The following is a 22219-nucleotide window of genomic DNA, read 5'->3' as shown; positions in this document are numbered from 1 at the left end:
GTTAGAGTCCCATCCCTCACGCATCAAGTGGGATACCCATGTTTAAAAATAGCAATGAAAATAGCGATAAACTAGTTCCAACACTTACTATAGGATTTATCCTTTTATTCCTTCTCTTTGCTCTTGTTGATCTCTCAACATTTACAGCAACGATTCAAACCTTATTTATGTCAGCATCGACCATGTTTGGGTTATGGTGGCAGTGGTTAATGATCATCACATTTGTTATAGCTCTTATCATAGCGATGAGCAGTTATGGCAAAATTAAGATGGGTGGTGAAGAAAAACCAACGTTCGGTACGTTCAAATGGGTCGCAATGATCATGTGTACCTTACTTGCAGGCGGTGGCGTTTTCTGGTCAGCTGCTGAACCAATCTTTCACTTCATTACACCTTCTCCAACTTTCTCTGATGTTAAAACTGGCACCCTTGCAGCCGTAGCGCCTGCGTTAAGCCAAAGTTTTTTGCATTGGGGCTTTCTAGCATGGGCTGTATTAGGCACATTAAGTACGATTGTACTAATGTACGCACATTATAATTGTGGTGTTAAATTGCGTCCCCGTGCTTTGCTATATCCAATTTTAGGCAACAAACTTGAAAATCATTGGTTAGGCTCATTGATTGATGCCTGTTCAATTATTGCGGTTGCTGCCGGTACAATTGGCCCAATTGGTTTCTTAGCAACGCAACTTAGTTACAGCTTAACGGTACTGACAGGACTTGAAAGTTCACTGATGAGTCAAATCGGTCTTTTATCTATGATTGTGGCAATTTATTCAGTTTCAGCCTTTACGGGGATGGACAAGGGCTTACAGTGGTTAAGCCGAATGAATGTTATTGGCGCTGTCACTTTATTAGTAGCCATTTTGGTACTAGGCCCAACAAGCTTTATCTTTACTGAGTTTGGTCTTGCATTTGGTAACTATATTCAACACCTACCAGAAATGAGCTTAAGTACCGCAGATCCTGCATGGAACTCGTGGTGGACTTGGTTCTTCTGGGGATGGTTTATTGGTTTTGCACCAATGATGGCTATCTTTATTGCGCGAATTTCTAAAGGTCGTAGCGTTCGTGAGTTAGTGATTACCGTGGCAATTATTGCTCCTATTGCGACAAACTTTTGGTTCTCGGCACTAGGTGGTACAGGGATCTTCCTTGAGTTACAAACCCCAGGTAGCATCTCTGGACCATTACAAGAAGCGGGTTTACCTGCAGTACTGTTAGCGTCATTAGAGCAATTACCACTAAGCTGGTTATTAATTCCTGCATTTTTAGTGCTTACGACGACGTTTGTTGCTACAACAGGTGACTCAATGGCATATTCAATTGCAATGGCTGTTGAGGGAACTGATAAGCCATCACGTTTCCAGCGTCTATTTTGGGCGTTAATGATGGGTATTGTTGCTGGCGTATTATTGATTGCAGGGGATGGTGGATTAAACGCTCTACAATCTTTTATTGTGATCACAGCGGTTCCAGTTTCAATCTTACTTGGCTTTACGTTTATTTCAGCGCCTATTGCTGTATTAAAAATGAAAAAAGTTGAGCAAGCAAGCAAATCGTCAGTAGACTGCACTAAGAGCGTTACTGTGTAGTCATTGATTACGTTTTGATTGAATGGGAGGCTTATCGCAGACATTGCGGTAAGCCTTTTTTATTATGGGGATTCGATTATTTCAGGAGTTAATGTATGCAAACTAAGAAAGCCGTGCTGCAGCAGTTATTTTTGCGAGAAGTAAACGGGGATCCAATTACTGAACGTAATGAATTATCTCATTGCACCATAATAGAAACAGAGTTCGCTATGTGGGAGAGAGAGAAGAGGGATTTTTCATTTGATGAGGTCTTTGAATCTCACTGGATAAAAACCTGTACTGCTGGTTATATTACTGAATTGATCTTTAAAGCAGATGGAAGTTTAACTGAATTTACCTTGTTTGATAGATTAAAAACGGTGGGCCATTGGGTGTTAGATGAAGGCTTGTTGTATGTATCAATATTTAAAGGTGAAAACCAATACGATTTTGTGATTGTGGCAAACTCTAGCGTTAACATTCACTCTGCGATTGAATACAAAAATGACGAGTTGCATTCTTACCTTAAATTAGCTCAGACGAGGGTATAAATAAAAGATGGGCCGTTAATAACGACCCACCGTAATATTTTCTATTAATCATTTATATCGAAAATATTATTGCTTTCTCCAAACTCCCCATTCACCAGAAGCTTCAGGGTTATTACCTTGAGTCCACCACTGAGCTTGATACGTAACACCATTAACGGTTACTTGGTCACCCGTATTATAAGTGGCTGTTGCATCCCATGTAGATGATGGATCTGTTGGTTCAGTAGGAGGTGTTGGCTCTACCGGTGCTGGTGGCGTCGGCTCTACTGGAGTAGGGTCAACAGGCGTTGGCGGTGTAGGCTCTACAGGTGCAGGGTCGACAGGTGTTGTTGGAGTCCCACTGATCACTTCCCAAACACCTGTTGTGCTCGTTGCAGGGTTATCACCTTGGTTCCACCATTTAGCTTGGTAAGTTACACCATTTACAACCACTTGGTCGCCAGTGTTATAAACCTTGCCTGCATCCCACGTGTTTGTTGGATCCGTCGGGTCAGTTGGCTCTGATGGATCCGTTGGAAGCGTTTCAACAACACGAGTTACAGGCCAGTTAGCGTGAGACTCATAGAAGTTAGTGACACATTTTTCATAGTCACCAGGAACAAGTGCAGAATATGCAGTTTGAAAGCCGACTAATTCACATTCAAAAGAAGCGCCTTCTGGACGATCAGGGTAGTATTTCCAGTTACCATCCCAGTTAGTGTAAAGTACATCGGTCGCACCATTTAGATTCAAACTGCCATAAGGGGTTTGTTGCCAACACGTATTTGCTTCATCTGCTTCAACTGGGATTTCGTAATGTTGTGCTAACCCTTCCCAATAGCGAATACGGTTAACTGGCTGGCCTTTGTCTTTGTTCTGCTCTCCACATTCAATACCGCCATTAATGACATTAATTGTTGTACCAAACCCATAACCAATGCCTGCATCAGTTTCTCGTTGAGAAGGGGTCCAAGTACGGTCAATAACATGCAGCATGGCAGGTTTTGGTGCTTGAGGCGTTAAGAAGAACCAAACGGCTGATGCTAGGTTTAGCCAAGAATCAGCAACTAGCCCAGGATTATTGAGCAACACAGTAGCATCGCCATCGAACATGACTTCAGAGAAAGCGCCGTAGTTAAAGTGGTAAGATAATTGTTTTGCACCACGGCCAAAATAGCCTTCACCAGCCGCACATGGCCAACGTTTATTTTGCCAGTCATTTTGGCCACACCCTGTGGTATAGCCTTCTTGACCTTCAGACCATCCCATTTCACGAACATGGACTAAGGCTTGTTGCCATTCTTCAAGCGCAAGAGGGTTATCTGACACGTTATCAATGGCAATATGCCCACCAGTCTCTTGAGAGAAATGCGCGAATGCCGTTACGATTGATTTTTTACAAATAGCATCAGCGTCGCGTCCATCCGTATAGTCACCACAAAAAGCAGGGAACTTACCAATAGCACGCAAGAAACGTGTATACGTATATTCAGGCGCTGCCATTTGAGTTAAGAAGAACCATTCAGATTGTGGGAAAACTCGTTCAACACGCTTTACGTTAGCTGGGTTGGTTGCAACACCGGTATCAATGGCTTCTACTGCAGCATTTGGCAATGTTTCTAGCGCTTTAGCCCATACGTCGTACATAGGGTCTAATGTTTTCGCATCTTCAGCAGCCTTAATTTCAGCTTTAGATACAACATAACCTGTTGGGTTTTCAGGATCTGGTTGAGGGTTCATTGTGAAACTATTGGCTGCAAAACTGCAGGCAAGTAACGAAGGGAGTATAGCGAGTTTAAACATGGATAACTTTCCTTGTCGTTATTTATAGAATAAAAATAAGTTAGAATAACTATAGAAGTTTTTATAAGGTTCGGTTATCTAGAAACATGAATCAGTTTTAACTATGCGAGTTGTTTCAAAGAGTATAAATTATAAGCGAAAGCATATTCGCAATGTGATTAGCGCTACAGTCAGGGAAATATATTAATGGTAAGTGTCAGAGCAGCAGAGAAAATTGATTTAAAGAAAGTTTATGAAATAGAAACAGAAGCGTTTGGTACGCATGGATATCCTTCTTTTTTTATTCGACAAGCCTTTGACTGTTGGTCTGATGGTTTACTTGTGGCTAAAAAAGCAGGTGAGGTTGCAGGGTATGTGTTGCAAGTGCCATCGAGTGCAACTAAAGGAGATGCTTGGGTATTATCGTTGGCAGTATCAAAGAGCGCACAAGGCTGTGGCTTAGGTAAAAAATTATTAGAAACAGCGATTGAGAATGCCAAACAATATAAGCGATTATTATTGACGGTGTGCCCTAAAAACACAGGAGCGTATACCTTATATCAATCATATGGCTTTTACTTAGTAGAAGAAGAGCAAGACTATTTTGATATTGGTGAAGATCGTTTAGTTCTTGCCCTAGATATTGTTGAATAACTTGTTATTGTGTCTTTAAAGAATTAACAAGATTGAGACGGAGAGAATATGGAAATCGATTATAAAGTAAATGAACCGATTAGTGCTGAGCAGTTTATAACCTTGCTAAAGAAAACGTCTTTAGGTGTACGTCGCCCCATTGATAATATTGAAAAAATACAAGCTATGTTAGATAACTCAAATTTGATTGTTACGGCATGGGGAGATGGCGAACTCATTGGTATTGCTCGTTCAGTGACAGATTTTAATTTCTGTTGTTATTTATCTGATTTAGCTGTTGATGAGAGCATTCAATCAATGGGTGTAGGTAAGTACCTTATTTTAGTGACAAAAGAAGAAGTATCTTCTGACTGTAAGTTGATTTTGTTAGCTGCCCCACAAGCAGAAGGTTATTACCCAAAAATTGGTTTTGAAGCGCACAACAGTGCATGGGTTTTATCCGATGAAAGTCAGTTGAAGCTGTTCTAAGGAAAAGTCATGACATCAATCAGTGTATTAGGGTGTGGCTGGTTAGGCTTACCGTTAGCAAAACATTTAGTTACTAATGGCTTTGCTGTTAAAGGCTCTGTTCGCAGTGAAGAAAAAATAGAATCTTTGGAAGCTATTTCTGTTACTCCATATGTTTTGGATATTGATGGTGAGATAACAGAGCAATCATGGGGAGCATTTCTAGATTCAGATATTCTAGTTATTGCGATCCCATCTAAGAATCAAACTGGCTTTAGTGCTTTGATCCGTGTCTTAGAGTCTTCATCTATTAAGCATGTGGTTTTTGTTAGCTCAACTTCGGTATATGCGGATAATAATGGAGTGGTTACTGAAGATATTGCTGCATCTGAATCTTCTGCATTATTTCAAATTGAATCGTTGTTTTACCAATCATCGGTATTTACAACAACGGTGATCCGCTTTAGTGGTTTAGTGGGATATCAACGAAATCCAGGGCGATTTTTTCAAAAAAGTGGTCGTTCTGTGAATAACCCTGATGCTGCTGTAAATATGATCCACCAAGATGATTGTGTGGAGCTAATTACGCAGATCATCAAACAAGAAAAATGGAACGACCTATTTAATGCATGTGCTGATAGCCACCCAAGTAAACGCGAGTTTTATACTCAAGCAACTCAGCGAATAGGAGTGAGTACACCTGAGTTTATTGAAGCAGACACTCAAACGTTTAAAATCATCAGTAATGAAAAAATTAAAAAGGCATTGGGTTATGAGTTCATTTACCCTGATGTAATGCAAATTACTTACGATGAATGTTAATTAACAAAAAACGCGATTCAAATTAAGGACAGAATAATGAGTAATCCAATTGAAACTAAACCATTAGTAGCTAAATCATTAGTAACATCGACATGGTTAGCTCAGCATATTGACGATGAGAATCTCGTTATTGTGGATGCCTATATGACGAATGTCGTAGGTAAAGAGCCGTTAGTTTATGATACTTTTTCTTGCCTACCTACAGCGCGTAAATTGGATGTAGAAGCCGATTTTTGTGATCATACTTCTTCTCAAATCCATGCGCTTCCTAATGAAGAGCAGTTTACTCAGGCAATACAGAAGCTAGGTATTAATTCTGATTCAATGGTTGTTATATACGATAACCAAGGTATCTATTCTGCACCAAGAGCGTGGTGGACGTTTAAGGTGATGGGATTTGAACATGTTTATGTCTTGGATGGTGGATTACCTCAATGGCTCAAAGAGGGAAGAGAGACTGCATCAGAATACACAACAACATCGTTATTAGGTAATGCGACTGCGAAAGTGATGAAAGGCTTAGCGTGTGACTCGGACGAAGTACTTAGCGTAATAAATACCGATGTTGCAATTTTAGATGCTCGTGGAGAACTGCGTTTTCTAGGCAAAGCACCAGAGCCACGTGAAGGTGTTCGTAGTGGTCATATCCCAAGCTCTAAAAATCTCCATTTTTCTATGTTGTTAGATAACTATACATACAAAGATGAAGATACATTACGAACTATTTTTGAGGAACGCGTACCTTCAGTAGATACAAAAATTTACTTCAGTTGCGGTTCAGGCATAACAGCATGTATTTTGATGTTAGCTGCTGTATCAATAGGTTATAAAGAAGTCGTTTTATACGATGGTTCTTGGGCGGATTGGGGAAATAATCACTCGTTGCCGATAGAGTAATTAAAATAAGGGTGATCAATGAGAGATACTTTAAGAGCCAAAATCATCACGGTATGTGATAAGAAAATAGAGCAAAAAGGAGAGGGTGTTGGCTTATCTTTTTATGCTTTTTTTGCAAATAAGAACGATGATCCAGAGCTGCTTATGGAGGCAGCAACGTGGTGGATCTCAACACATCAGTTGGATCATTTTGAAAAAGCAATAAAGATAAAAACGATGGTACAGGATGGTTTATAAATGGAAATAGAAGTACGTAAAGGCACAATAGATGATGTAGTTGAGGTTGATGCTCAGATCCCAGAGTTCGATGGTCGAAATACCAAAGAGAAATTAGAGCAACGCTTACGTGATATACCGTATCTAATTTTAATTGCGACGCATAATGACCAACCAGTAGCGTATAAAATGGGTTATGAGTTATCAAATCTTGAATTTTACAGTTGGCTTGGTGGTGTTGTTCCTATTGCTCGTAAAAAAGGGATAGCGACTCAGTTACGCTTAGCACAGGAATCTTGGGCGCATGGGCAGGGTTATACTACGATAAGTGTCAAGTCTATGAATCGATATCCACCAATGTTGCAGCTGTTAATCTCTAGTGGCTACCATATTTCTGGTTATGAAGATGAAGGATCAACGGATAAAAGTAAAATTAAGTTTATAAAGTACATTATGGCCGAAGGGGTATAGAGAGCTCAGGTGCACTAGAAAAGAATTGCTCTTTATAGTCTACAATTAAGACACCATAAACTTATAACCAAACCGTTATCAGTAGTATGTTAAAGCTACGATCGAGAATAAAGGATGATTCAATGGAAAGAATTACGTTTAAAAAAGTCACATTGTGTGAATATCCCTCACTGTTTGGGATATATAAAACGTACTTTCATTCTATAGTCGAAGGTTCACTTGGTTGGGATGAAACTTTTCAACAACAACGATTTATGGAGTCATACCCTCAAGAATGGTTTGATTGGGTGATGTTCAGTGGAGAGCGCTTAGGGCTCATTTGTACCCACTTAGAGCAAAGTAAAGCTCATGTACATCTGTTTATTATTTTTAAAAAATATCAAAACAAAGGGGTTGGTGGCTCAGTGATGAAATGCTATCAGCACCATTTTAGTGATCGCGTTGGAAAAGTGAGTTTATCTTCTTTTAAAAATAACCCTAAAGCCATTCGGTTTTATCAAGGATTAGGTTATCAGATCATTAGTGAAGATGAGCATTTTGTAGATATGGAGCATTCGCTGCTTTATTCTGGCGAAATAGGGTATTAAACAATGCTTAAAAATCACCAAAAATTATGTCATCTGCATCTTTGTGCCATTTTGGGTAGGTAAACATCGCTTTTGAGAAAGTTGGATCATTATAATGATTCACCAACCACGCTCTTAAATAAGGAAGTGGAGCTTGAGCGTACCATTTTTTATCGACTCGTGAAAACTGACGAATAAAGGGTAAGATAGCGTAATCCACCAAGCTGACTTTCTCTCCCATAATATAAGCATGCTGAGTTAGAACGTGTTCAATCTCCATTAACCATTCACAACAGCGCTCCCTGCATTCTTCTTTATTGCTATCGTGATAACGAGAAGCAGCTCGATATTTCTGTAATGCATCAACAAACTCATGATCACTTCGATGGATCAACTCAAGCATTTGGGGGAGTTTCTGTTTATCATGTGAATAGAATAGGTTATTAGGATCCGATTGAGTTAGTGCCCAAACCATCACATCAAGACTTTCGTCGATTACTTTACCATCACTTAACTGCAATACAGGAACCGTACCTTTTGGTGAAATCGATAGCATTTCTTCAGGTTTATTCTTCATATCAATATCACGCAGCACCACTGTTTGTTGTGCATGTAAAATACCCAAACGAGAACGCATCGCATAAGGACACTGTCGAAGGGAGTAAAGAATAGGCATTGTCATGATTAAATACTCAAAAGCTAACGTGTTTTAAATCATATTAATGGAATAAATCCTTGGTTTCACGTTTATTTCTTTATGATCTGGATCAATGAAAGCGTAATGAGTGGTAATGAAAGCGTGAGACGAGTAGAATACTCGCTCAAAAAAATTATTACATATAATAAGAAGCGAGCAATTTCATAATGAGTAGAAAACTTGAATTATTGGCCCCAGGTGGTGATGTAGAAGCGATTAAAGCAGCCATCGTAGCAGGAGCAAATGCCGTTTACTGTGGTTTAGATGTATTTAACGCACGTAACCGCGCTGCCAATCTTTCATTTGATGAGCTAAATGGTGTATTACGATTAGCTCATGAATATGGCTGTGAAGTTTTCCTAACATTGAACATCGTTCTTCTTGAGCATGAAATTAAATCAATTTCAAAGCTACTTAACCAACTAGTAAACACCACTATTGACGGCATTATTGTTCAAGATCTTGGTATGTTTAATCTAGTAAAAAAATACTTTCCAACACTAGATATCCACGCTTCAACACAATTAACAACACATAACGATGGTCAAATTCAGTTTTTATCTAAGTTAGGTGTTTCACGCGTTAATTTATCTCGAGAGCTTAATATTGGTGAGATTAAATCCATAACAGAGCTAGCGCATGAGCACGGTGTATTAGTGGAAGTATTTGTTCACGGTTCATTATGTATTGCTTTTTCTGGTCAATGCTATTCAACATCAGTCAGTGTAGGTAACTCTGCAAACCGTGGACGCTGTAGTCAAGCATGTCGTGATGAGTATGAAGAGACTGATGTTGGCAATAAATACCCATTAAATTTAAAAGATAACTCAGCTTACTTTGAATTACCTGAATTGGTTGATGCTAAAGTAGATTCACTGAAAGTAGAAGGCCGTATTAAAGGCGCTCATTACGTTTATACCGTTATTGAAAACTGGCGTAAAAATATCAATAAGTTTGTTGAGTCGGGTGAGTTGTATGAAGATGATTCAAACCTACATAAAGTATTCAATCGTGATTTTACCAACTCATTCTTGAAAGGTAATTTAACTAAAGACATGTTTATCGATAACCCGCGCGATAATAGTGTGAATTATGCCGTTCAACAAAGTAATGCGATTGATGTAGTACAAATTCAAGAAGTAAAACAAGAGCTTTATAGTGATAAAAACGCACTTGGGGCAACACTAGAAGAAAAAATCAAGTTCTTAGATATCAATAAGATTTCTATCACGATCGCTTTTAAAGCGGTTCTTGGTGAACCATTAGTTGTAACGATAACATCAAGTAATAAAGAGCAAGAAACGTTTGAGGTGAAATCGCAATCTCTGCTAAGTGAAGCGGGCGAGAAATCGATTACTTCGTCAGAATTAGAAAAAAGATTCAAAGGTGTAATTAACGCTAATTACGAACTTACCGGTTATGATTTTTCTGAGTTGGCGGATAATTTAGCTATTCCATTTAGAGAGTTAACAGAACTTAAAGATCAAGTGGCTTATTTACTAAATGGTTCTAAAGAAGTACTTAAGTTTGTTGATGTACCAGCATTACCTAAGTACGCGAAAGTAGAAGAGAAACTTAAACTATCAATGCTGATTGCAGATGTCGCAGACTTAAATGTATGCGATGCAACAGATGCAGATATTTATTTTAAATTACCTGAAAGCTTTAGAAGAAATGACACTAAGTACATTAATATCTTCTTAGAAAACCCTCGTTTAATTCCATGGTTCCCAGCGGTATTGATTGGTAAAGATTATAATGAAGCGGTTCGAGTTCTTGAAGAAGTTAAGCCAGCGCGTATCGTAACAAACAATACAGGTATAGCGTATAAAGCGTTTGAGATGGGCATTGAATGGATTGCAGGTCCATTCTTAAATACCACTAACTCACACGCATTAGTGACAATGAAAGAAGAGTTTAATTGTTCGGGTGCCTTTATCTCAAATGAGATCAATAAAGGACAAATTAAGCATATTCGTCGTCCAGAGAACTTTAAACTACTTTATAGCATTTACCACCCGGTATTAATGATGACAAGTCGTCAGTGCTTTTTCCAACAAACAGTTGGCTGTAATAAGCGTGCAATTGAAGCAGGTTGTATGTTGAAGTGTGAAAAAGCGACAACAATAACCAATACAAGAGGTGTTTCTTTTGCGGTAGATAAGCAAAAAGGCGGCTACCCAAGTATTTATAATCACGAGCAATTCTTAAATATGGATATTGTGACTGATATGTCGGATTTATTTGATGAGTTCTTTATTGATTTAACTAACATTGGTGGTGGTTCTAAAGTTCAAGCTGATAAAGTTGAATTAGTAAAACATTTTGAACGTTTGTTGAATGGCGATGAGCAAGTACAAGAAGAGCTGTTTACCATGGTGCCAATTAATACACATGACCAATATAAAGTAGGTCTATAAGCGTTAATTGTACTGATAATCTTAAGATAGAAGCCGTGATCACATATCACGGCTTTTTTTTGTCTATAATTCAATAATAAATATGAGTTTGATATAGCAAAAGTGCAATTATAAACAATGAGAGGAATTGGCTATGGTGACACTACAACTACTCAAAACAGAAGATGCAGAAGCGTTATTAGAGTTTGAATTGGTCAACCAAGAATGGTTTGAATCCTATATTGAAGCGCGTGATGAAGACTTTTTTACTGAAGAAGGGATCAAAGAGCATATTGATTTTTATCTTTCTGAATATGAACAAGACCGAATTTATCCAATGTTACTGAAAAATGCCCAAGGAACCATTTGTGGGCGAGCTAATCTTTATAATATTAATAGAGAAAAAGAATCCGGTTTTATTGGTTATCGAATTGGAGAAGAATTTATTTCTCAAGGACTCGCAACTTATGCGACTGAAGTGCTAATTAATGTAGCAAGAGAGACGTTGGCGTTGAGCGAATTAATCGCCACTGCAACAACGGATAATTTAGCCTCACAAAGAGTATTAAGTAAAAATGGCTTTAAGCAAGTTGGATTTAAGCCTGAATTTACCATTGTGGATGGCGAGATCATTGATTGTTATGAATATCGTTGTGTAATTAAGCAGTTATCAAGTGTGGTGTAGTTTGAGCGTAGCCGTAGAGCGGGGCTTGATATATACTTTCTTATTTCAAAGGAATCTCTATAATGGAAATGATAATCGTCTCTTCTGAGCGACAAAAGCGTATGATCATGATTTTTGGTCGCATGAAAGCAAAAATGTCAGATAAGGCACTGTTGAATAGTTTAGATTCACGTGAAGTGAATTCAACAGCTTATCCTGCATTTAAAAAAGCACCAGATCTACGTGTTGAGCGCATTCAACTTCCATTCGGTGATGATAAAACAGGCTCTTTAGATGGTGGTGATTTCTTATATCGTTACTTATCAAAAGGCTATATTTGTTTAGGTGATTTTGAAGGTCAACCAAAGCCAGATCTAGCACCATGGGGCGTTCGCTCTGTACGTCGTCAACCTAAAATTGGTTTCGGACTGTAATCGATTAAATTTATCAATTACATGATAGCAATAACTGCATCGTAATATTTACGATCTAAGCAGAATTAAATTGCAATGGGAGTATTCTATAAAATTCATATTATGAGTTTTGTAGAGGACTTCCATGAATAAATCTAGATTCCCACTCCTTATATTACCTTTGTTGTTTACTTCAACTTTACCCGCAAAAGAATTTGATTTTTCACGCTATTTTTCAATACAAGATAATGAAACGCCAGGCTGCGGTATTGGTGTTATTAAATCAAATAAATTAGTTGATCAATACTATGTTGGCCAATCCAGCATTAAATACCAAGTTCCCATTGATAATGAAACAGTTTTTGATATCGGTTCGGTCAGTAAGCACATGACTGCATACCTTATTATGAGCTTAGAAGTGGAAGGAAAGTTATCTCAAACTCAAACTTTAGCCGATTATTATAAAGAGGGGCCTGATTGGTTTAAAGACGTCACACTGTCACATTTAATGAATCATCAAAGTGGTATTCCGGACTATTTGAATGATGAGAAAGCAGCTCTTTATTTAATGCAGCGATTTAAAAAGAATAATGCAGAGTTAAATAATGCACTCTGGGGTGGAATGGTCGATAAAGCATTTATGTTCTCTGAAATAGTTGAATACAGTAAACAGATTAACACGCCAACGTTTACTCCGGGCTCTTCCATTTCTTACAGTAATACTGGCTATGTACTTCTTGCTGATATTATTGAAAAGGTGACGGGCGATAAGTTTGAAGAGGTCATTGATCGTCGAATTTTCACACCATTAAACATGAGCAGTAGCCAAGCATCAGGAAAAAACAATTTTATTTTAGAATGGAAAGCATCAAGCTACTATGTCGATAAATATGGTAACTACGCTCATAGTCATTCTGCCTTACCGGTTCAAGGTGATGGTGGTATACAAAGTACAGTTCCTGATATGGGGAAATGGATAGGTCACCTCATAAAGCCTCAATATGAAGATAAAGCGCGACTTAAATTACTTGCGTTATCACAAGGTGAGCATCCCACTTTTACTCCGAGTTGGGGTACGAATGAATTTAGAATGGGTGATTCAAAGTATGTGAATGGGCTCATTGCGAATAATTTATATGATGGAGAGTTTTATAGTCATTCCGGTTACTCTCTGGATGGAATGGTGAGTGAGTTTTGGTTCTCTCCACAGCGAGAGATTGGGTATATTCAAATGTGTAATTATAAATACTTAAGAGTGCCACCAATGAAGCAAATCATTCAATATTATCTAACATCTTCGAATTAACTATTTGATAATTCTGTATACTAAGCGGCTCTGAACGATAACTTATTCAAATCGCGATAAAAAGGAAGTTAAAGTGAAATACAGACCGTTTTCGTCAATATTTACGATCAGTGTGTTGTCTCTTTCGATGTTAAGTGTAAACAGTTTGGCCAACGTCAGTTCAATACCTGTCGTTGGCGGAGTTGTTAACTCAGCAGAAATACTTAAAAATCAGATACATTCTTCTGTAATATATACAACGGAAACGGTTCGTGATGCCGCTATTTTTACTATTGCAGGCATCACATTAGATGCTTACATTTTATCTCTTCCACTGGATAATGATGTTAAAAAAAGCATCATTGCAAAACTATCCAATCCCTCATACGCGATCCCTTTAGGTCATTTTCTTTATACCTTTGTTGATAAATACGGAGATATGGATAATGAAGATGCTTTTAAAGCCTATTTAAAAACTCAATATGATGAAGAAACACTTAATGGGTTCAGTCATTCTTTGTTTACTTTAAATGATGTTAAAAAAGAAGAGAAACCTGAGTTAGCTGATAGCCATCATCAAGGGCTAAATATTGATCGTAAATTCATTGCGAACATGGTGATTGTTTATGATGAATTAGTGCAAATTGGTGAATGGAAGGATCTTGAGGTTTTACCCGAGCGCTATACTTATCTCTCTGATACTCCAGAAGACCGGAAAATAATAGATAAAATTCAACCAATCATCATTGCTGGAATGACAAAAGCGGTCACAAGTATGGATGAGGGAGAAATGCGTGGGGCGTTAGAACAAATCATTGAAGAGGGTAAGCCTGAGCATAAAGGCTCTGTGAATAATAAAGCAGAAGCATTAACCATTACTCTTATTGATTTTGTTCGTCTTAATGTATTGAAATCATATCGTCAGTTTGTTTACCAAGAGCAGCGACAAGAGGTGCTGAATAAATGGTTACAAGAGAGCTTTAAAGAGAATTCAGAGACGGTTATTGCTTATTTAGAATCTCGTCAGCAACGTAGACTAGCCGTTCAGATCACGGTCGATGGTTTGCAACAAGGTCTGCTTGAAGGTTTAATGTCACCGATTGAAAAGCCATTTATCAAACAGGTGTATAAAGATCATCTTAAGCATGAAACCTATAAGCCTCAGAATGAAATCACCACGCAACCAGAACATGAACAGCAATTATCATTCTTAAAAAGGCTGACAGAGAAAGAGTATAACGACTCATCTTACTTGCCGTTTTTTACTGAGTTATACCAAAATTACGATAAAAGTATTGTTAATGCTGGGATATCATCAACGCCCACCATCAGTGTTCGTAATTTACCGATAATAAAGACGGGTGCGAAGGTTTCTGGTAAAGGTGGAACTGGAATACCGAATTTCCACTTTGTTGACCGACAAGAAGATCGCGCTTATTACTTTTTCGGCAACGATGCTTTGCAGCTTGATCGCCTAATGGATGCGAAAAAAGTTCAAACCATGTTTGATCGCCTGGATTACCTAGTCACTTTAAATTGCAATGCTCAATACGATTGGAATGCACATACGACTTATGATGGCTTAGTGAATCTAGGAGCCGGTGAGAGTTTACGAGACTTTGGTGAAAAACGTTGTTTACGAGAGTTAACACAACGAGCCAAAGTAGAAAAAACGATTGTAAAGATGCGCTCAGAGTTAATTGATGATATTCGTGTTTATGATGATATTTTTGCTTTGGATATCTACAGTAAATTAACGCAAAAATGGAAGATCCAACAGAACTTAAAATCCTTATCGAAATTAGAACAAAAAGGCATGCCAGATTACGCTTTAATCTATAACCCATGGCCTGATCATTTTGCTCATTTCACCGGCCCGTTTAGTGATGAAATTCTCATGCCGACAGGGGAGTTGAATCGATTAGATTATTGGTTAACGCAATTTACTAACACATATAAAGAAGCGGGTGTATACGACAGAACACTTTGGGGGATGGCTGGGGATCACGGTTTATCGCCCGTGTATTACTCTCTTAATCCAGAAAAACAGGTGTTCGACTCTCTTCAAACAGAGCTTGGTTATCCGTTAGTGGTTAAGAAGATCTCTTCGGATGAAGGTGAAGGACCTAAAATTACTAACGCGCTTAATTATGAAAGCAATAAAGAAGTTGATGTGGTGGTCGCCTCTACAGCAGGTGGTAACTTTATGATGGATTTCTTTAATTCAGCCGAAGGCTGGAAAGTGCAACCTACATACGCAGAGCTAACAACGTGGACGCCTGTTAATGCTCAAAAAGGAGGCTTTATTAATGTGGTTAATGAAATCGCATCACGCTTAAAAGAGTCGTTAGATTATCTCGTTGTTAGAGAAACAAACTGCACGCTAGAGGAATGTAAAGCTCGAATTATTGGTTTTAAAGACGGTGTTAGAGTTGATGAATTAATATCTAAAAAAGGTAATCGACTGTTTTACCAACCAGTGATTGGCTCATCCCAGCTACTTGAACTTGATATTTTAAATCCATATAAATCGCAGCTAACTGACGCTGAATTAGCATCATATCAAGAGTTATATCAACGATGCATGGTATCTGCTGTTAGCGACAATGTGAAATCATGGTGTACAGAGCAAGAGTGGAGAGAATTAACGGCTTACACTGCGCGACCAGATTCTGTAAATCAATTAGCTAAATTGTATGAAGAAGACAGAGCAGGGACGATAAACTTATTCCCTAAATTTGGGGTTGGTTTTAATACTAAAGTACCTGGCAGACATGCAGGAGAGCATTACTTAGAAAAAGATGCCTTTTTAGGGTTCTGGGGAGCACCCGTAGGATCGGATGCGTCGGAATTGAAGAGTAACGCGAATGGTTCACTTGCTCCGACACTATATGAATACCTTACTCAAGAAACGGTTATCGAGAATGAAAATGGATGGGGATTTCCTTCTTTGCTTTCAGAACTGGATATACAAAAAAGCAAATAAAAAAGAAGAGCAAATACCATTCTCTTTTGAGTTGGTTGTGAGCATATCGTTAAGTGTGCGCACTTATAATGTTAAGCATTATCTTTGTCAAAAAATGAAAGTGATCTCATGCATATTTTTGAATTTATTTTGTGAAAAAGAGCACATTTTTAAATGATAAGACTGTTAAGATGACTCATAATTTAACCGCTTGTCTCATTGGTGAGTCGCGCAATGTGGAAGGTGTAGGCTCCACTGATAATTCTGCATTGCTTTATATTATTTAGAATTATAAAAAGTAGACATATTATGTATTTAACATTAAAAACAAAGCTTGTCATAACAAGTGTTGCTCTTATCATCTTAACGATTATCTCGCTGGGTACTTTTTCATATCAAACAATGAAAACCCAAGCATGGGATGGTATTCGTAGTGAGAGTGGAAATACTGCAAAAGCATACAGTTTGGGCATTGGAGATTGGTTCAAAGGTCGTCAAGATGCCATTACGGGCATGAAAGAAGCCATAGAGCGTAATCCTAATTTAGACCCTGTTGATCAGCTAAAACAAACATTAACGTCAGGGCGCTTTGGATTAAGCTTCTACGGTAATGAGAAAGGAGTAATGGAACGTCATGATCCTTCGTTGAATCAAGCGGGTTACGATCCTAGAACTCGCGGTTGGTATAAAGAAACTTTAGCTGCCAACAAAGCGATTACCACAAAACCTTATGTTAGCCACACGATGCAGGCATTAGTAGTCACATTGACTGAACCAGTACGTGAAAATGGAAAAATCATTGGTGTTACAGCATCTGATCTCTCTTTATCAACTTTAATCGATGATGTACTGGATATTCCTGTCCCAGGAAAAGGTTACGCCATGCTGCTTGATGTCAGCAATAAAATTGTCGTTGCTCATCCAAATGAAAAAATGACACTAAAGCCGATTTCAGAATTAGGTCAAGGGTTTGATGCAATAAACTTAAATAGTGAGCTTGCCTCTGACGGCTTCTTTTTTACTGAGCAAAATGGAGTAAATAAAGCCGTAATGGTAACGGCTGTCCCTAATACTAGTTGGGCTATTGCTCTTGTAATGGATCAAGACACGCTAGAAGCGCCGTTAAATGCAATGCTATTTAAATTAATACTTATTGGCGGTTTAATTTTATTATTTGTTTCATTATTTACGGGCTGGTTAGTCACTCGCCAATTACGTGAATTAGGTACCGTATCAGAAGCCTTAGCAGATATTGCAAATGGTGAAGGGGACTTAACGGTTCGTATTAATGTTAAATCTGATGATGAAGTGGGTAAACTTGCTGAAAACTTTAACCAGTTTGTTTCTCGTCTTCATACAATGGCATCGAATTTAAGATCAATTACTTTAGAACTTAATCGCTCAGCGGCAGATTCGGCAGAGTCAGCCCTGCAACGTAGCCAAAATATTCGCCACCAACAAGACGAAATTACTATGGTCGCGACTGCGGTAACAGAAATGGCGAGTGCAACGCAAGAAATAGCAGGTAATGCGGAGAATACAGCAAAATCTGCAGAGCAAGCGGTAACTTTAACCCAAGAAGGGGATAGTCAAGCAGACCAAAGCCAAACATCGATTGGTAATCTTGCACGTGAAGTAAACAGCGCAGTGGGTATCATTGAAGATCTGAATGGTCATGCTCAAAAGATCAGTTCAATTCTTGCAACTATTCGCTCGATTGCAGAGCAAACGAATTTGCTTGCATTGAATGCGGCAATAGAAGCAGCAAGAGCAGGGGAGCAAGGACGTGGGTTTGCTGTTGTTGCGGATGAAGTTCGTGTGTTATCTCAACGAACTCATACTTCAACAGAAGAAATTCAATCGATGATTGAAACATTGCAATCTACAACACAAGAAGCAGTATCTGTTATGTCAGACGGCCATCACTTGGCAGAAACCAGTGTAAAAGATGTCGATAAAGCGGGTATGAGTATCGAAAATATAGCGGCTCAAATTAATGTGATTAGTGATATGGCGACTCAAATCGCTTCGGCAGCAGAAGAACAGTCAAGTGTCACAGCAGAAATTAGCCGTAACACAGAAGGTGTGCAAGAAGTTGCAAACCAAATGGCGAATGAAGCTGAAACCGCAGCACAACAAGCTGAGGCATTAAAGTCACTAGCAGATTCATTAGAAGAAGAAATTAAACGTTATAAATTGTAGTAATTAATATTTTAAATATACGCAGGAAACCGTCTTTTTTGACGGTTTTTTTGCGTCAAAAAAATGTGATCTTCATTCAAAAATGACGCTAAGGCAACGACTTACAAAATATTTGATAAACATCTTTCATTAGCTATTCCCAAAAGTAAAACAAGGTGTAGAATACGCTTCCTTATCGGCTAACACAGTATGTGTAATCTATTCCAGTGTATTGAAAAATAAGATGAATACACTATTAGGACATAAATGAAAAACGTATTATTTGCTCTTGTTATTTCTTTAGCAACCGTTTCTTGTACTCCAATTTTTGATGGTAACTATAATCAATCTAATCCAGAGTATTGTGATTGCAGTAATGGCTCATCAAATTCAAACGCATGGCAGCCCGGTTCATCAAAGCCAAGCACATCAAAACCAACCCAAACGGTGGAAGAGCAATTAGCAAATCTTGCTAACCAAGTACACAATAAATGGGGAGATAAAGAATTTCTTGAAGCGGGTAAGCATCGTTATGTGAAGTATCTTGATGGATATCGTACTCGCGCACATATTGATTTTGATAAAGGTAAGATTTATATCTCTACCATTTCACAATATCAACCAAAAGAAACGTTGAAGAAAGCGATCATTGGTACCGTATTGATGCCTGCTGACCCATCACATGTCGACTTATTTAGTGATAAATCAATTCCGTTGCGTGGTCGTCCATTCTTACTTGGCCAGATTAAAGATCAAGAGAATAAAGACATTGAATGGCCATGGAGAGCTGGTCGTTATGCCGATTATTTAATTGAAAATAAGCTGCAATCTAAAACGATTAAAAACGGTAAGGCATATTACGTTGAGATCTCAATGGTAGACGACCATTTGGAACAGCGTGAATTTCAATATGCTGATTTGATCAAAAAAGCGTCGAAAGAATACGATATTTCAATTGATTTAATTTATGCCATTATCCAGACAGAAAGCAGCTTCAACCCTTATGCAGTAAGTCATGCTGGGGCCTATGGTTTAATGCAAGTGATCCCAAAAACAGCAGGAGCAGATGTATTTAAACTAGTTAAAAATAAATCTGGTATTCCAACAAAAGAGTATTTATTTAACCCTGCGAATAATATTGATACAGGCACCGCTTATTTTTATATCTTAAAGAATAGATACTTACGAGATATTACTCATGGAACCAATAAACATTACAGCATGATCTCAGCGTATAACGGGGGTTCTGGTGGGGTATTTTCAACGTTTGATCCAAGCAAGACTAAAGCAATTAGTGAAATCAATAGCTTAAAACCAGATCAGCTATATTGGGCATTAACTAATAAACACCCTAAGGCTGAAGCGCGTCGTTATCTTGAAAAAGTATTGAAGTTTCAAAAAGAGTTTAATGAAAAAGTGTAGATAGAATATGTTAATTGAGACGATGAATAAATTGAATTATGCATTCCTAATACGATTTGTTTGCTTCTCATTCTATTAAAAATATAATCAAATTAGTTGGTGGTAACGCTAGATTGAAACAGATTTTCTTTTGTTTATTGTGTTTATATTCCTCACTTTCATGGTCGTTTGAATTGACCACCGAAGAACATGAGTGGCTTAAGCATAATCAAAATTTCACATTTTATAATGATGACTACGATTCGAGGATTTTCTTTGTCGATAATGGAGTTCAAAAAGGACTTTATCCTTATCTTATTGAAGATATTAATAAAAAATTAAATACGAAATTTTCAATAGAAGTTAAAGATGTTGATGTATTACATGAACAATTTAATAAACTTGAAAATGGTGCTTATTTTGATTTTGCGAATACAAAAGAAAGACGTGAAAATTACTTCTTTGTTCCTACTTTATATCGGGTAAGTACTAAGATTTTCTTTAAAGATAGTAAAAATATTAAAGATTTAGTTAGTTTGAACCATAAAAGGATTGGCCTTGTTGATGATTGGTATTCTACAACTAATTTTGTGAATCAATACGAAAGTTCGTTACACTATATACCAGTAAAATATAAAAGCTTAAATGAATTAACGGCAGCTTTGCAGGTTGGAGATATTGATGCTTTTGTGGCCGACACGCAGGTGATTACAGATAAAGCATTTCCAACTCTTGATTTACCTCGATTAGAGAATTTATATACATCATTCGCAATTTCAAAAAACAATATTGAGTTATATACAATTTTAGTTAAGTATTTTACTGATTTAAAATCAATCGAAGTAAAAGATATGGTGAAAAAATCGCGTGAAGATTATTTCATCTATTTATTTAAAAAGAATGAAGAGCTTAAAGGGTTAGGGGTTACTGTCGGTTATGGGATTAATGAGTTTCCAGCCAGCTATCTCATAAGTAATCAGTATCATGGTATCGCGCCAACGCTTTTTGATAGCATTAAATTGATTTTTAAAGATTCAGTTAATTTTACAGAACCAACTCTGGGTGAATGTGTCGATTATGATATTTTACTTTCTACATTTGAAAATAAATGCATAACAGATAATTACTTACTGACTAAGCCTTATTATAGTTTTGAACTTTCTGTTTTTAATAAATTAGAAGGCAACTTTATATCTCGAATTGCTGATGTTAATTATTCAACTGTCGGAATATTAAAGAATGCGTATTATTATGACTACGTGAAGAATAATACCTTAAAAGTTAAAATGGTATTTTTTGATACCTTTGAAGAGATTATTAAAGCGATAAACGATGGAGAGATAGACTACGCGTTTGGCGACCAGAGATTATTACTTAACCATACTATTAATCATGATATGTATGATTTAAAGACAGCAGGGACATTAACGAAAACGTTCTCTGTCTATATGGCAGTAAAAAAAGAGCATGAAGCGTTATTTAAAGCAATTAATTTGATATCGATAAGTTCGGATAATGAGCGTTTAATTAAAAATATCTATATAAATGAAAATGAAAAATTTAAACGTAACGATTTATGGGTACTAACGAGCGTTTTGAGTGGTAGCTTGCTTATTATTACTTTTTTATTGTTCAGAGATTATTTAGCGAAAAAATCACAACGTCGCCTATTAACTATGAATGAATCGTTGATAGGCTTACTGGAAATGGCGTCGTTGTACAGTGATGAAGAGACTAGCGAACATAACAAGCGCATTAATATTTATTCTGAGCACTTATCAAATCTTTTGAAAATGCCAAAAGCGTTTGTAGAAGAGATCAGAATGATAGCTTCTTTGCACGATATTGGAAAAATTGGTATTCCTCATTACATCTTGAAGAAACCAGGAAAACTAGATCCTGATGAATTTGATGTAATGAAACAACACGTAAACATTGGCTATGAGATAATAAAGAATACGGACCTTAGCCTGATAACCAAAAATATTGTGCTGTATCATCATGAAAAGTGGAATGGGAAAGGGTATTTACATCTTTCAGGTAAAGATATTCCTATTGAAGCTCGAATAGTAAGTATTGCGGATGTGTATGATGCTTTAAGACAGAAACGTATTTACAAAGAAGGGTTTACTCATGAAGTTGCTATTAAGATCATTGAAGAAGAAAGGGGGGTATCATTTGACCCTGCGATCGTTGATGTATTTTTGAAGCATCATGAAGAGTTCAGAGCTATTTTTGAGAATAATCAATAATCA

The 22219-nt window shown here is 37.5% G+C and carries 19 protein-coding genes; 17 read left to right on the top strand and 2 right to left on the bottom strand.

What is annotated here, in order from left to right:
* Positions 1–38 precede the first annotated feature (38 nt).
* Entirely contained in the window at positions 39–1595 is a 1557-nt protein-coding gene (locus tag PVK63_RS03440) for a BCCT family transporter (RefSeq protein WP_130087194.1), read from the top strand.
* Positions 1596–1690: 95 nt separating this feature from the next.
* Positions 1691–2125: a hypothetical protein gene (locus PVK63_RS03435; protein ID WP_130087192.1), complete on the top strand. Its 435-nt coding sequence runs from the start codon at positions 1691–1693 to the stop codon at positions 2123–2125.
* Between the two features lie 66 nt (positions 2126–2191).
* On the opposite strand, the gene PVK63_RS03430 is transcribed toward PVK63_RS03435, so the two are convergent.
* Complete coding sequence (locus PVK63_RS03430; RefSeq protein ID WP_130087190.1) at positions 2192–3907, bottom strand: chitinase; 1716 nt, start codon at positions 3905–3907, stop codon at positions 2192–2194.
* 186 nt (positions 3908–4093) lie between these two features.
* On the opposite strand from PVK63_RS03430, the gene PVK63_RS03425 reads away from it, so the two are divergent.
* The 7 genes from PVK63_RS03425 (at position 4094) to PVK63_RS03395 (ending at position 7980) form a co-directional block, all read left to right on the top strand.
* Positions 4094–4540, top strand: a complete 447-nt coding sequence (locus PVK63_RS03425) for a GNAT family N-acetyltransferase (RefSeq protein ID WP_130087188.1) — start codon at positions 4094–4096, stop codon at positions 4538–4540.
* Positions 4541–4588: 48 nt separating this feature from the next.
* Positions 4589–5008, top strand: a complete 420-nt coding sequence (locus tag PVK63_RS03420) for a GNAT family N-acetyltransferase (protein ID WP_130047497.1) — start codon at positions 4589–4591, stop codon at positions 5006–5008.
* A gap of 9 nt (positions 5009–5017) precedes the next feature.
* Entirely contained in the window at positions 5018–5809 is a 792-nt protein-coding gene (locus PVK63_RS03415) for an SDR family oxidoreductase (protein WP_130087186.1), read from the top strand.
* A 36-nt stretch (positions 5810–5845) separates the two neighbouring features.
* Positions 5846–6706 (top strand): sulfurtransferase, encoded by an 861-nt coding sequence (locus PVK63_RS03410; protein WP_130087184.1) that lies wholly within the window; start codon positions 5846–5848, stop codon positions 6704–6706.
* Positions 6707–6724: 18 nt separating this feature from the next.
* A complete protein-coding gene (locus PVK63_RS03405; protein WP_130087182.1) occupies positions 6725–6943 on the top strand; it encodes a DUF6500 family protein in 219 nt (72 codons plus the stop codon).
* Positions 6944–7393 (top strand): GNAT family N-acetyltransferase, encoded by a 450-nt coding sequence (locus PVK63_RS03400; protein ID WP_130087180.1) that lies wholly within the window; start codon positions 6944–6946, stop codon positions 7391–7393.
* 122 nt (positions 7394–7515) lie between these two features.
* Positions 7516–7980: a GNAT family N-acetyltransferase gene (locus tag PVK63_RS03395; protein WP_130087178.1), complete on the top strand. Its 465-nt coding sequence runs from the start codon at positions 7516–7518 to the stop codon at positions 7978–7980.
* A 7-nt stretch (positions 7981–7987) separates the two neighbouring features.
* Here the strand turns inward: PVK63_RS03395 and PVK63_RS03390 are convergent, their stop codons facing one another.
* The gene (locus tag PVK63_RS03390) at positions 7988–8641 is read right to left on the bottom strand and encodes a glutathione S-transferase (protein WP_130087176.1); all 654 of its coding nucleotides are present in this window, start codon (positions 8639–8641) and stop codon (positions 7988–7990) included.
* A 182-nt stretch (positions 8642–8823) separates the two neighbouring features.
* Here PVK63_RS03390 and PVK63_RS03385 point away from each other — a divergent pair, with 182 nt between their 5' ends.
* The 8 genes from PVK63_RS03385 to PVK63_RS03350 all read left to right on the top strand — a co-directional run bounded on the left by PVK63_RS03385 (position 8824) and on the right by PVK63_RS03350 (position 22216).
* The gene (locus tag PVK63_RS03385) at positions 8824–11076 is read left to right on the top strand and encodes a peptidase U32 family protein (protein WP_130087174.1); all 2253 of its coding nucleotides are present in this window, start codon (positions 8824–8826) and stop codon (positions 11074–11076) included.
* 133 nt (positions 11077–11209) lie between these two features.
* Entirely contained in the window at positions 11210–11740 is a 531-nt protein-coding gene (locus PVK63_RS03380; protein ID WP_130087172.1) for a GNAT family N-acetyltransferase, read from the top strand.
* A 62-nt stretch (positions 11741–11802) separates the two neighbouring features.
* Complete coding sequence (locus PVK63_RS03375) at positions 11803–12153, top strand: hypothetical protein (protein WP_130087171.1); 351 nt, start codon at positions 11803–11805, stop codon at positions 12151–12153.
* A 124-nt stretch (positions 12154–12277) separates the two neighbouring features.
* The gene (locus PVK63_RS03370; protein WP_130087169.1) at positions 12278–13438 is read left to right on the top strand and encodes a serine hydrolase domain-containing protein; all 1161 of its coding nucleotides are present in this window, start codon (positions 12278–12280) and stop codon (positions 13436–13438) included.
* A 73-nt stretch (positions 13439–13511) separates the two neighbouring features.
* Positions 13512–16403: an alkaline phosphatase family protein gene (locus PVK63_RS03365; RefSeq protein WP_130087167.1), complete on the top strand. Its 2892-nt coding sequence runs from the start codon at positions 13512–13514 to the stop codon at positions 16401–16403.
* 288 nt (positions 16404–16691) lie between these two features.
* Positions 16692–18584, top strand: coding sequence for a methyl-accepting chemotaxis protein (locus PVK63_RS03360; protein ID WP_274439842.1), 1893 nt, complete (start codon positions 16692–16694; stop codon positions 18582–18584).
* 246 nt (positions 18585–18830) lie between these two features.
* Positions 18831–19985 (top strand): membrane-bound lytic murein transglycosylase MltC, encoded by a 1155-nt coding sequence (gene mltC, locus PVK63_RS03355; RefSeq protein WP_130087163.1) that lies wholly within the window; start codon positions 18831–18833, stop codon positions 19983–19985.
* A 173-nt stretch (positions 19986–20158) separates the two neighbouring features.
* Positions 20159–22216 (top strand): HD domain-containing phosphohydrolase, encoded by a 2058-nt coding sequence (locus tag PVK63_RS03350; protein WP_274439841.1) that lies wholly within the window; start codon positions 20159–20161, stop codon positions 22214–22216.
* Positions 22217–22219: the final 3 nt, after the last annotated feature.

This window comes from Aliivibrio sp. S2TY2 (assembly GCF_028765525.1).
Taxonomy (GTDB): domain Bacteria; phylum Pseudomonadota; class Gammaproteobacteria; order Enterobacterales; family Vibrionaceae; genus Aliivibrio; species Aliivibrio finisterrensis_A.
Note: the sequence above shows the minus strand (reverse complement) of the source record. Positions and strands in the feature narration are given on the sequence as shown.